The 12,658-nt window shown below is 51.0% G+C and carries 12 protein-coding genes; 6 read left to right on the top strand and 6 right to left on the bottom strand.

The window, feature by feature from the left end:
- Positions 1–156 precede the first annotated feature (156 nt).
- Both cydD and cydC read left to right on the top strand, forming a co-directional pair.
- Positions 157–1,887 carry a thiol reductant ABC exporter subunit CydD gene (gene cydD / locus KNP98_RS11450; protein WP_214811454.1) on the top strand — a complete coding sequence of 577 codons (1,731 nt, stop codon included), beginning with the start codon at positions 157–159 and terminating at the stop codon, positions 1,885–1,887.
- Entirely contained in the window at positions 1,884–3,599 is a 1,716-nt protein-coding gene (cydC, locus tag KNP98_RS11445) for a thiol reductant ABC exporter subunit CydC (RefSeq protein ID WP_214770554.1), read from the top strand. Before cydD ends, cydC begins: the two co-directional genes overlap by 4 nt.
- Before the next feature lie 59 nt (positions 3,600–3,658).
- Here cydC and KNP98_RS11440 read toward each other — a convergent pair whose 3' ends face one another.
- Positions 3,659–4,162 carry a hypothetical protein gene (locus KNP98_RS11440; RefSeq protein WP_214802765.1) on the bottom strand — a complete coding sequence of 168 codons (504 nt, stop codon included), beginning with the start codon at positions 4,160–4,162 and terminating at the stop codon, positions 3,659–3,661.
- A gap of 150 nt (positions 4,163–4,312) precedes the next feature.
- Here KNP98_RS11440 and KNP98_RS11435 point away from each other — a divergent pair, with 150 nt between their 5' ends.
- A complete protein-coding gene (locus tag KNP98_RS11435) occupies positions 4,313–4,960 on the top strand; it encodes a cyclase (protein WP_214805670.1) in 648 nt (215 codons plus the stop codon).
- A 257-nt stretch (positions 4,961–5,217) separates the two neighbouring features.
- On the opposite strand, the gene kynB is transcribed toward KNP98_RS11435, so the two are convergent.
- Genes kynB through kynU form a run of 4 tightly spaced genes read right to left on the bottom strand, consistent with a single transcriptional unit; the run spans position 5,218 to position 9,385 of the window.
- Complete coding sequence (kynB, locus tag KNP98_RS11430; RefSeq protein WP_214802768.1) at positions 5,218–5,841, bottom strand: arylformamidase; 624 nt, start codon at positions 5,839–5,841, stop codon at positions 5,218–5,220.
- Between the two features lie 13 nt (positions 5,842–5,854).
- The gene (gene kynA, locus KNP98_RS11425) at positions 5,855–6,694 is read right to left on the bottom strand and encodes a tryptophan 2,3-dioxygenase (protein WP_214811452.1); all 840 of its coding nucleotides are present in this window, start codon (positions 6,692–6,694) and stop codon (positions 5,855–5,857) included.
- A gap of 20 nt (positions 6,695–6,714) precedes the next feature.
- Positions 6,715–8,097, bottom strand: coding sequence for an amino acid permease (locus KNP98_RS11420; RefSeq protein ID WP_214770570.1), 1,383 nt, complete (start codon positions 8,095–8,097; stop codon positions 6,715–6,717).
- A gap of 10 nt (positions 8,098–8,107) precedes the next feature.
- Positions 8,108–9,385: a kynureninase gene (kynU, locus tag KNP98_RS11415; protein ID WP_214811450.1), complete on the bottom strand. Its 1,278-nt coding sequence runs from the start codon at positions 9,383–9,385 to the stop codon at positions 8,108–8,110.
- Positions 9,386–9,495: 110 nt separating this feature from the next.
- Between kynU and KNP98_RS11410 the strand changes: the two genes are divergently transcribed.
- The 3 genes from KNP98_RS11410 to KNP98_RS11400 all read left to right on the top strand — a co-directional run bounded on the left by KNP98_RS11410 (position 9,496) and on the right by KNP98_RS11400 (position 11,133).
- On the top strand, positions 9,496–10,122 hold the full coding sequence (locus KNP98_RS11410; RefSeq protein ID WP_088836052.1) for a TetR/AcrR family transcriptional regulator: 627 nt from the start codon (positions 9,496–9,498) through the stop codon (positions 10,120–10,122).
- A 53-nt stretch (positions 10,123–10,175) separates the two neighbouring features.
- Positions 10,176–10,628, top strand: coding sequence for a DUF4385 domain-containing protein (locus KNP98_RS11405; RefSeq protein ID WP_088836053.1), 453 nt, complete (start codon positions 10,176–10,178; stop codon positions 10,626–10,628).
- Between the two features lie 172 nt (positions 10,629–10,800).
- Positions 10,801–11,133, top strand: coding sequence for a hypothetical protein (locus tag KNP98_RS11400; RefSeq protein ID WP_088836054.1), 333 nt, complete (start codon positions 10,801–10,803; stop codon positions 11,131–11,133).
- A gap of 99 nt (positions 11,134–11,232) precedes the next feature.
- On the opposite strand, the gene KNP98_RS11395 is transcribed toward KNP98_RS11400, so the two are convergent.
- Positions 11,233–12,429, bottom strand: a complete 1,197-nt coding sequence (locus tag KNP98_RS11395; RefSeq protein ID WP_214811448.1) for an MFS transporter — start codon at positions 12,427–12,429, stop codon at positions 11,233–11,235.
- Between the last annotated feature and the right edge of the window lie 229 nt (positions 12,430–12,658).

Genomic DNA, 12,658 nt, shown 5'->3' with positions numbered 1-12,658 from the left:
TAGCAATTTTGTCGAGTAAAACGCTTCTCACAAAACCGTCACACCTTTGGAGCGGCATTCTCATGGCAACTAAACGAAGGATTCGGTATACTGAATGTACGATATGTGAAAATATTCACTAAAAGTCGTTCACAATTTGTGAAGGGGCGTTTTTATATGAATCCACTTAAAGGAATCATCTCGATTCCACGTACGATCATGTTGCAATTGATGCTGGCGGCTGTCCTGATGGGGATTGCGGTCATCGGTCAATCGTACTTGATCGTCATCATCGTCGACCGCATTTTTCTCCAAGGGGACGCCTTTGCGGCAATCGTTCCGCTACTCGGTGTCTTACTGCTCATGCTGATGTTACGGGTCGCTGTCACGTACTGGAACGGACGGCTCGGGACGGTTCTCGCGGCGCGTGTCAAACAAGACATTCGCCAGGCGCTCGTCGCGAAGTATACGACGAGTTCCGTCGAAGTGATGTCGCAAGGACAGTCGGGACAAAAGGTCAGTGTGTTGCTTGACGCGGTCGATGAGATGGACAGCTATTACAGCCAATACTTGCCGAAAGTCATCCAGACGTCGATCGTTCCCTTGATGGTGCTGATCGCAGCATTCAGTTATGACTGGATTACGGGACTCGTCATGATGATCACGGCACCATTCATTCCACTGTTCTACATCGTCATCGGAATCATGACGCAAAAGCGTGCCGATACGCAGCTCGAGAAGATGACGGCGTTCTCCGGAACCTTCCTCGATACGCTGCAAGGCATCACGACGTTGAAGTTGTTTGGTCGCGCGAAAGCACAGCAGGACGTCATCGAACGGAGCAGTCTCGACTTCCGCGATGCGACCTTGACCGTTCTGAAGCTTGCCTTCTTGTCGTCGTTGATGCTTGAGTTCATCTCGATGCTCAGCATGGGGATGATTGCGCTTGAGGTCAGTCTCCGGTTGATTTTATTTCAAAGCATCACCTTTGTTCCAGCCTTCCTGATGCTCGTGCTTGCACCGGAGTATTATTTGGCCTTAAAAGAGATGGGGGCGGCGTTCCATACCGGACGGGGCAGTGTTGCGGCGGCGAAACAGATTGCGTCTGAACTGACGCAAGACGACCGGGGCGTAACGTTCGGAACGGAGGCGTTAAAGTCCGCGACACCACCGCGGATTGAACTGAAAGACGTGGACTTTACGTATCAGGACGAGCGGTTTGCACTGACCGACGTCACGCTGCGCATCGAACCGTACCAAAAAGTCGCCTTGATCGGACGAAGTGGTGCCGGGAAGTCGACCGTCCTGCAGTTACTCGCGGGACTGACCGATCCAAAGAACGGCGAAGTGCTCCTGAATGGTCAGCCACGCGCACAAATCACGGAAACGAGCTGGTTTGAACAGCTCAGCTATATCTCGCAGCATCCTTACCTGTATGCGGGGACACTCGCCGACAACATCGCCATTGGTGAATTACGGGAGGCGACGCGGACAGACATCGAGCGTGCGGCAGCTGCCGCAGGACTCGGGGAACTGATTGCGAGTTTACCGGACGGGCTCGACACCGGAATCGGTGAAGGGGGGCGCGGTCTATCGGGTGGCGAAAAACAACGGGTCGCACTCGCCCGTGCCTTCTTGAAACGGCCGAACGTCATCCTGTTCGATGAACCGACGACGGGACTCGATGTCAAGACGGAACACCTGTTACAGCAGGCAATCCAGGAACTCGGACGGACGGCGACCGTCATCACGGTCGCACACCGTCTGCATACGATCGAACAGTCGGACAACATCGTCATTTTAGAGGCTGGCCGGATCGTCGACCAAGGCACACATGAGGCGTTACTCGCACGGGATTCGGAATACGCACGGATGCGTGCCGTCCAACGAGGGGAGGAAACACGATGAAAGAATTGATGGGTATTTTTCGATTGATGCTGCACCAGAAACGGGATATCGTCCTCTCGATTGTCTTTGGTGTTCTTGCCGGCGTCACGGCGGTGGGTCTGTTTGCAGCAAGCGGCTTCCTGATTTCGAAGGCGGCACTGTTGCCACCGATTCAAACACTCGCTGTACTGATTGCCTTGCAAAAAATATCAAGCCTGACGCGTGCCGTCAGTCGGTATGCGGAGCGTTATTACTCGCACCGGGCAACGTTTACGATTTTGAGTGATTTACGGACGACGTTTTACAAACGGCTCGAACCGCTTGCGCCGGGCATCTTCGCGAAGTACCGGAGCGGTGACTTGCTCGCGCGAATCGTCGGCGATGTCGAGAGTCTGCAGAACACGTTTTTACGTGTCGTCTATCCGCCGATCATTCTCGTCCTCGTCTTTCTGTGTACAATCTTTTTTGTCAGCTTCTTCTCACTCAGTGTCGCGCTCGTCCTCGTGTTCGGACTGCTCTTGACGGGATTTATCATCCCGGGCTGGTTCGCTTACCGGGAACAGCGTTTCGCGCGGACCGTTCGCGCGCGGCGCGGGGAACTGTCGACGGAAGTGACAGAGTTGTTCCAAGGCTACCGTGACTTAAAAATCTATCAGCAACTCGCGAACAAAGAGACGGAACTGAACGAAGTCGCAGCCCGCTATGTTGCAGAAGAACGGCGAAACGGACTGCATGCCGTCTCGAACCTGGCGCTCAATACACTGGTGACGTTAGTCATCTCGTGGCTCGTCCTCGGACTGGGCGCTTACCTCGTCGCGGATGGTCAACTCGATGGTGTCTTCCTTGCGTTGCTCGTCATGACATCACTGACGGTATTCGAAAATGCGGCACCGATGGCGATTTTACCCGGCTTCTTCGAAGATAGCCGCCATGCTGCACGGCGTCTCGATGACGTCGTAACGGACGAAGTCATGCCGACATATCCTCCGTTTGAACTGGACGCTGCCCCGACGCTTACGGCAACGGACGTCACGTTTTCATTTCCGGGTGAAGTCCGGCCCGTCCTCCGTAACGTCAGCGTGACATTCCCTCGTGGCTCGAAGACGGCGATCGTCGGCGCGAGTGGCTCCGGAAAATCGACCTTGCTCCAACTGTTGCTCCGGATGTATCCGGTAGACGGAATCACGATTGCTGGTGTCCATGGAGCGGAAATCGATCCGGAAGCCTTGTGGCGACAAACGAATGTCGTTTTGCAACAGAATCATTTCTTTTACGGAACGATTCGTGAAAACTTGCAGCTCGCACATGAGGAAGCGACGGATGAAGCGATGGAATTGGCGTTGCGGCAGGTTGATTTGACGTTTAGTCTGGCTGACAAGGTGCTCGAGAAAGGGGAAAATCTATCGGGAGGCGAAAAACAACGCCTCGCGATTGCCAGGATTTTCTTACGCGAAGCACCGCTCTACTTGCTGGATGAACCGACATCGTCCGTCGATGCCTTGACGGAACAGATGATTTTACGTCAACTGTTCGCACGTGCGACAGACGCAACCGTGTTACTCGTCAGCCATCGTCTCGCAGGCCTTGAACAGATGGATCAAATCGTCGTCATGGAACAGGGACAAGTCATCGAAGTCGGGACATATGATGAGTTGATGAACCGACAAGGTGCCTTCTACGCATTAAAACAAGTCGAACAATCCGTCTTTACGCCGGATCAAATCGCACGTTAAACAAACAGGATCCACTTGTGCCACGAACGGCGCCAGCGGATCCTGTTTTTTCGTGTGGTTTAACGGGGTACGTTGAGCCACCAGTGATGGAGGAGCAGGAACGAGCTGCTGACGAGAAGGATGGCACAAGTAAAAATAAAAAAAGTCGTACTATTGAAAGTCTGATCATTCATATGGATGTCGAAGACGGATGTGATGGAACGAATGTATTCTAAATCACGTGTCGTTCCTTCGCGATGCATCAAATGATCAATCAAGTCAGCCCGGTACGTCCGGTAGTGATGGATTTGATAGATTGAACCGAACAGCGCGGAACTCCCGCTGAGCAGCAGCAAAATCGTCAGTCCGGGTGGACGGACTTGAAGACGGTGCAGGAAACGGATGACGGAACGGACGCTGGTGACGAATAAGAAGATTAACAGCATTGCCAATAAAATGGCCGGATTGCCGTTACCGGAACTGACTTCAGGTGAAACGGACATCGCATGACCGAAACCAAAAAGACCGGCTTCGACGCACAGGAGACCGACAGCAATCAACCCATCATTTCGTTTTGAATCCATTCTGCACCTCCAGAGGATATGTGATGGATTCAGTGTACAAAAGAATCGTCAGTGCCAGGTGACCGTTTTCCTACAGAATGGAAATGGAATTTTAATGGACCTTATAATGTATCGATGGTAAAGTAAGGAAAATTAAAAAGGGGGAGTTCAATGGATATCCGTCACGAAACAATCGCAGTCGGAGAGCAGCTGGTTTCATATACGCATTATTATTCCGAGTCGTCACAGGTCTGTTTTTTGTTGTCAGGCGCAAGTTATATTTACGATCATCCTTACTTTTACTATAGTCGGATGATGTTGCTGAACCATGATGTCAATATCATTGAGATTCACTATATGTCGGACGACATCTATGAGTTGCCGGACGAGGAAGCGGACGACGAAATCCTTCGCCGGATCGAGGCCGTCATCGCGAAAGTCTTACAAGAAAAAACCTATCTGACGCACCAGTTCATCGCGAAATCCCTTGGAACGGGTCCGCTCGTTACGTTGATGCAACGACCGGTTTTTTCGGAAGCGACAGTCATTTTACTGACGCCGCTTTTGACCGTGCCTTTCATCGCGGAAGGAATTGCGGCAAGTCGGCAACGGGGATTACTCGTCATCGGCGATGCGGACCGCTTTCATGAAACGTCGGCACTCGAACGGTGCCGGGCCAGTCACTTAATGGTTGAGCTGATTCCTGGAGCGAATCATTCGTTAGATATCGGTTTTCAAGTCGATCAGTCGCTTGCGACGGTTGCGCATGTGACGAAACGGATTGAAGAAACACTCTTTCCCGTGACGGTAATTCGTTGAACGGTGTTGTCTATCGTTTCTAGAAGTGAGTGACTGACAAACGTGTCTTCCTTCTCGTGCTTTCCTCGGGCGAGGCGCAAGCCGTTGCTACCTGGTTCTAACGAACCAAGTAGCAGGGTCTTGCCTGCCTCTGACAGCGCAAAAATCGTGCACTTTTCCCCGTAGGAGTCACGAAAAGTGAAACGTTTGTCCGAAAGTTACTTCATTACAGTCAAAAAAGAACGTCCTCGAAAAAACGAGAACGTTCTTTTTTCTGTTCAATACGGACGTAATAACGCACGGACCGGACTGCCGTCACCATCGACGAGCGGGAGCGGGACCGCGTTCAGGTGATAGTCCCCAGGTGCGATTTTATCGAGGACAAGGCCTTCTAAAATATGCACACCATGTGTCGCAAGGGCATGATGGGCAGCCATCTCCTTACTGTCGATCGCATCGACGGACGGAAGATCGAGACCGATCAGTTCGACGCCGAGAGTACCGAGTCGCTCGGCGAGACTGGGTGTCAGGACGGGAATCGACTCAGGAAAAACCGATTTATCGACCCAGCCGTCCGTCTTGATGATGAGACGGCGGACATCCGTCAAATCGAATCTGTCAAGGTCACTTGCGACGAGTTCCGTCCGACCGGGTAAGTAGATGACCCGTGCATGACCGATGTAAAGATCGGGGTCGAGTTCGATGACTTTTTTGCCTGCATCGTCAAAGTGGAACGGCGCATCGATATGTGTGCCCGTGTGTAAGCTCATCGTGACCTTACCGACGTTGACGGACCCGGTGTCAGCCTTACTCCAACTGATCGTATAGTCGAACTTCGTATCTCCCGGCCATGTCGTCACGGACGAAGACAGTGGTTGTGAAACATCAATCCAGCGGTTCATCAGGAATTCCCCCTCATAATTTTGTACGGACGGACCAGAGTTCCGGGAAGAAGCGGTGGTCAAGGACACGCCGGAGATAACTGACGCCGGACGAGCCGCCCGTACCCGGTTTTTGTCCGATGATCCGTTCGACCGTACTCATGTGATTGAAGCGCCACATTTGTTGTTGGCTGCCGATATCGAGTAACTTCTCACCGAGTTCGTACAGGTCCCAGTATTGTGAGACGTCACGGTAAATTTCACCCCAGGCTGCTTCGACACTGGCATTAGCTTCCCAGTCCTGTGTGACATCGCGCTCAAGGATTGCAGAATCAATCGCGAGACCGCGTCGTGCCATCGCGCGGACAGTCTCATCGTAGATGCTGGGTGTTTTTAAATCAGTGTTCAGTTGAGCGAATAATTCTGTTTCATGTTCATAAACACGCAACATCTGCGCGTTTTTAAAGCCGAGTGCAAATTCGATTTGCCGGTTTTGATAGGACTGGAAACCGGACGAGTGCCCGAGCGAATCCCGGAATTCGAGGTACTCTGCCGGTGTCAACGTCGAGAGGACGGACCAGGACTGAATCAATTGTTGCTGAATCTTTGAGACACGCGCGAGCATCTTGAATGAACGTTCAAGCTGATCGTCCGCAATTGCCTTTGTCGCAGCCGTCATCTCATGCAAAATCAACTTCATCCAAAGCTCACTTGTCTGGTGGATGATGATGAACAGCATTTCATCATGATGATCCGATAAGCGGTGTTGGCTGCTGAGTAGTGGATCAAGCTGTAAATAATCCCCATACGACATGTCTTTCTTGAAATCCGTTTGAATCGTTGATTCGATTCCATTGTGACCGGTCTGTTCCATTCCAATCGATCCCCTTTACGTTAAAGTGATTGTGAACGTTTCTGTTGATCTGCTTGCGGTGGATGATTTCGTTTCCAAAACGCGTAGGCGATCGTCAAGAAAATCAACCATGGGATTCCGAACTTCAGGACAATTTGGAAGTCCGTGAACCATGTCGTGATGACGAGCGCGACTAACAAGATGGCGCCGAGTGCCGTCAAATACGGATACCCCATCATCCGGACAGGTAGTTTCCGCCCGCCGTCCCGTTCCCAGGCTTTGCGGAAGTAGAGGTGGGAAATGAAAATCATGAACCATGTGAAAATCGCACCGAACATCGAAATGCCCATCATGAACGGGTAGGAGACGCTCGATTGGCTGCTGATGACGGCAGCTAAGAAGATACCGAGTGTCGAGATTCCGAGTGCGAACAGCGGAACACCTTTTGCGTTCAAACGACTGAAGATTCGCGGGGCGTAGGTCGCTTTCGAGAGCGAGTACATCATCCGCGTCGAGGCGTACAGTTGACTGTTCATCGCTGACAAGGCTGCTGTCAGGATGATGAAGTTCATGATGCCGCCTGCATACGGAATCGACAGGAGCTCCATCACTTTGACGAACGGACTTTGGTCAATCCCGCCGGCCTGTTGCCACGGGACGATCATCAACATGACGGCGATCGTCAGGACATAAAACGTCGAGAGACGGAAGACCGTCGCTTTTAATGCTTTCGGCACGGCAACGTCCGGGTCCTTTGCTTCACCCGCCGTGACCGCGATTAATTCTGTTCCGATAAAACTAAAGAGCGAGATAAAGACGGCGACCCACAGACCGGAAATTCCGAACGGCATGAATCCGCCATCATTCGTGAAGTTTTGCGGGCCGATTTCCGGTGCCGGACTACCGATGATCAAGTACGCACCAAGAACGATGAACATGAGAATGGCACTGATTTTGATGACGGAGAACCAGTATTCAAACGTCGCAAACGTATGGACCGTCGTAGCATTGATATAAATGAGTGCACCGGCAAACAATAAAATCCATAAGTAACCGGGAACGTCCGGGAACCAGTATTTCATGTAAATTGCAATCGCACTGACCTCGACCCCGATGGCGAGAACGTTCGCGACCCAGTACGAATAGCGGACGAGAAAGCCGGCGTAGGGACTGATATAGCGTTCGGCAATTGTTCCAAACGCACCGGAAGTCGGATGGGCGACCGTCATTTCGGCGAGGCAGCCCATCAGTAATAAGACGATGAAGGCGCCGATCGCATAACTGATCAGCACGCTTGGTCCGGCGAGACTGATCGCGAGACCGCTTCCGAGAAATAGTCCCGTCCCGATGGCAGACCCCATCGCTATCATCGTCAGTTGACGTGTTTTTAAGTCACGTCGTAGTTCAGTAGGGTGTTCTTTCATGATGACCTCCTTACGCGACGACTTCGCGTTCATTTGCGAATTGCGCGTATTCCTTCTCTTCCATAATGGTCTTCAGTGTCGCAACGACGTCGTAGACATCGCTAAACGTATTGTACAATGCGACCGGTGCGAGGCGAACGATGTTCGGTGCACGGAAGTCGGGAATGATGTGATGGGCTTTTAACGCTTTACAGATCCGCGCCGCTTCCGGATGTTCGAGGCTCAAGTGTGCACCACGCTGCTTATGATCGCGAGGACTTCCGATAAAGAAGCCGTAAGGCGCAAGTTCTTCATCGACCAGGCGCATCATATAATCCGTCAAGGCGAGCGATTTTTCCCGGACGGCACCGATTCCGACTTCTGCGAACAGTTCGAGGGCACCGATTTGCGGCGCAAGACTTAAGACATGTGGTGTTCCGATCTGGAAGGCACCCGCATCTTCTGCCGGTGTCAATGTGTGATCCATGTCGAATTGTTTGTCCTTGCGCGAACCGAACCACCCGGTTAGACCGGGGAGTGTCCCGAAGTGCCGCTCATGGACGAATAGACCACCGACGGTTCCCGGTCCACCATTTAAATGTTTATAGTTGCACCAGTACGCAAAGTCGACGCCCCAGTCGTGAAACGCATGGGGGACGGCACCGACGGAGTGACAGCCGTCAAAACCGATCAGGATTCCCCGGTCATGGGAGGCTTTCGTCAAGCGCTCCATGTCGAGGACTTGCCCGCTCCGGTATAAAACGGTCGGGAGGACGATCAAGGCGATGTCATCTGTCATTGCAGCAATTAAATCCTCTTCGTCAAGGAAACGTCCGTCACGACTCTCGACTTGGACAAGGTGCTCGGCTGGGTCGAGTCCACGTAAGCGAAGCTGGCTTTGCAGTGCATAAATGTCTGACGGGAACGTCAGACTGTCTGCTAAAATTTTTGTCCGTTGTCCGCTCGGCGCAAAGAACGTCGAGACGAGTTGATGCAGGTTGACGGTCGTCGAGCCTGTCACCATGACTTCGTTTGCCCGCCCGCCGACGAGTGGGGCGTTTAAGGCAGCGAGTTTTTCCGACAATTCGAACCAAGGATGGCGTCCTTGCATCCAGCCGTCAATTCCGAGTTCGCGCCAATCGGCCAGCGACTCAAGCAATGTCTGTTCGGCACGTTTGGATAAGAGACCAAGCGAGTTGCCATCCATATAAATCGACCCTTCACGGAGATAAAATTCATTACGGTACGGTGCAAGTTGGTCTTGCTGATCCATGCGGACTGCATCTTCACGGTTTGCGGTAAGTGTCATCTCGGTTCCTCCTCGAACTGAATCCTCAATCAATTTTGACAAAAGCGTAGCAAACAAATTGACACTGTGTCAATATTATCGAATAACGAATCAAAAGGAGTGGTGTGAGGATGAAGGAACCAGGACAGGCGAAAGTCGACAAACGTCATCTACGGACGGTGCGAACACGTGAAAAGCTGCTCGTTGCAGCACGTGACGTCTTTTTATCGCAAGACTTTCAAACGGCAACCATCTCACAAATCATCAAACAAGCAGGTGTCGGTTACGGAACGGCATACGTTCATTTTGAAGGGAAGGATGAATTGTTGATCGTCCTGATGGAAGACGTCATGGACCGGTTTTACAAAATTGCCGAGCAAGTGTTTGAGCCGCGTTCGCGTGCGGACGCAAAACAGCAGATTTTGGAACAGGCGACGGCCTTTCTTCGATTAGCGGATGAGGAGCGGGCGATGCTTCGGATCGTCGAGCAAGCGATTGGCGTATCGTACGTCGTCCGGACGAAGTGGAAACAAATTCGGGAACGGTTCATTGAACAAATCAGCCAAGACATTTTATATGCCCAGCAGCAAGGGCTTGCCCGGATGGATCTTGATCCGAAACTCGTCGCACGCGGGTGGTTTTTCGCAAATGAAATGTATTTGTTTGAAGTCGTCCGGTCAGAAACGACGGCGACGATTGATGAGATTGCGCGGACGCTGACGGAAGTGTATGCACATGGATTGTATCGAGAAGATTAAGTGAAGGCATGGCGGGGAATTGTCCTGTAATTAACTAAAGGGATGTGGGAACCGTGGCATTTGATTATGAGATCGATTTCGAGACGACGGACTTTCGGAAGGAACCGGAAAAATACCGCGTCGGACGGGGGGAGCAAGGTGTCCTGCTTGTCGAACCGTATAAAGGTGAAATCCTGCCGCACTGGCGGTTCAAGACACCGGAGATTGCAAAGGAGTCCTCTGAAAAAATCTATGAAATGTACTTAGCCTATAAAGCGGCGGGTGATTTCGTCGGGATGGATATGGCACGGAAGTTCATTCAGATGGGACACACACGTGCCCGTCGTTATGCGAACTATCCGGGAGGGCGGAAATATAAGGATAAAGAAAAAGGCGAGTTGAACGAACGGGACATTGACCCGGAAAAAGCAAAATCCGCTGAAATCTTTCAAGAGAAGTGGGACTTGATCCGGGCCGATGAAGACTACCTGAAGTTAAAAAAAGCCCATCAAAAAGCATATGGTTAAAATGAATCGAATAGGATCCAATACGTCAGTAACCTTGCAGCGATGCATGTATCTTTGACGACGCTTCCTCCGATTTTTCTTAAAAATCAGTTTCCATATTGCACTAAAAAAGACGGATTTGAAGGGGAACGATTTGTTATTATGAAACAAATCAATCATGGAGTGTGAAAGGATGAAAAAGCTGAAGCAAGTCGTGTTAATCCTGTTCGGATTGAGTATGTATGCAGTGACGGATTATTACATCGAGACCGTTGCGTATTCTATTTTGCTCGTGTTATTCGTAAGCAGTGTGGGACTTAGTTTCGTAGGCGAAATACAGGAAGCGAGCTTTTTTACGACGCGTCGCGTTTTTCTGACGACACTGCTCTGCGGACTGCTCTTCAATCATGTTCTTTGGTTAGAATGGACGGCTTTCTTGTTTGTCTTGCTTGCGGTAGAAGTCAGTGTGAAAGGACTTCGTTTAATTGCGACCGAATTCCGTCTTCGAAAAGAGCTGCAACGTTAAGAAAAGACCGATTCATTTAGATGCCGTACGATAAACAAAGAGTAGGGCGGTCTCCGCTATATATCCGGAGTCGTCCTACTCTTTTTTAGTGGGTGAAACTTAAGACGTACGTTCGATTTTTTCAATCAACCGGGACTGGCGGTGTTGCCATACGACAGAGCCGACTAACGTCACGGCGAGGAAGACAAGTCCCAGCATGAACGGATATAAGATATTGACGTCATACAGCAGACCGGCGAGTGTTGGTCCGAGGACGTTTCCGATGCTCATATAGGCATTGTTCATCCCCATCGCAAAGCCTTGTTCGTTCCCGGCGAGTTTTGAAATCATCGTGTTCAAGACAGGTCGTAAAATCGACGTCGCGAGGAAGATGACCAGCGTGACGGCGAAGAAGCCGCCGTAACTCGAGGCGAAGAGTGAGACGAGAAACCCGAGTGTCGCAATCAATAAAAAGATATTCAATACTTTGCCTTCACCCAGACTCCGGGTGATTTTGTCGACGATAAAGATTTGAGCAATAACGCTGATGATACCCGTCGATGTCACCATGACGGCGATATCCTTCGGTGAAGCACCGAATTGGTTATCAATGAAGAGACCAAGGACGGATTCATACGCCATCAGACCAAAACTCATGACAAGTGTAATGACGAGTGGGACGAAGTACGGTTTTTGGAACGACGCACCGATTTTACTGAGCATCGATCCTTCGTCCGGTGCCATCGCTGTTGCGTCATGGACATCACTTTCTTTGAGCAACAAGATGCTGAACAAGACGGCGAGTCCCGAGACGAGAGCTGAGACGAGTAGCGGCAACTTTAAGTCATATTCGGCGAGGAACCCACCGATTCCCGGTCCGATGACGATTCCAAGCGACATCGCGGCCGAGACATAACTGTTTCCTTTCGCCCGTTGATCCATCGTCGTGATATCGGCGACGTAAGCAAAGATTGCCGGAATCAGTAAGGCAGCACCGATACCACCGATTGCACGGGACAGATAAAGAATTGCGACCGAGTTCGAGAAGTAAAAGACGAACATCGACAGTGTCAGACCAATCAGTCCATAGATGATCATCTTGCGACGGCCGTATTGATCGGCCCATTTTCCGGCAACGGGAGACATGACGAGCTGGGCGCCGGCAAAGATGGCAATCATCAGCCCGGCAGCCGTTCCACCTTGTCCGATGGAGGCGAGATAAGCAGGCAGAATCGGAATGATGATCCCGAAGCTCCCGACGGCGATGAACATGTTGATCATCAAGACCGTTAATTTTTTACGTTGATCCGCTTGCAAGGGGACCCCTTCTTTCTGCGCGCTTATGTAAGCGATTATTGTGTCATCCTTATCATCTTAGTTTCAAGAGAAAGACTGTGTCAATTTAGAGGGCTGAAAAGACCGGATTGATTTTGAAATGGATACGGAAAAAGGGATTGCTATCTGAAAATCGATGGACAATCCCTTCAGCGTGTAAACAAACTCTTGTGAAGCATGAATATGCGATATCGAGATGCAATCAGTTCGC

The organism is Exiguobacterium sp. s127 (assembly GCF_018618695.1).
GTDB classification, from domain to species: domain Bacteria; phylum Bacillota; class Bacilli; order Exiguobacteriales; family Exiguobacteriaceae; genus Exiguobacterium_A; species Exiguobacterium_A oxidotolerans.
Note: the sequence above shows the minus strand (reverse complement) of the source record. Positions and strands in the feature narration are given on the sequence as shown.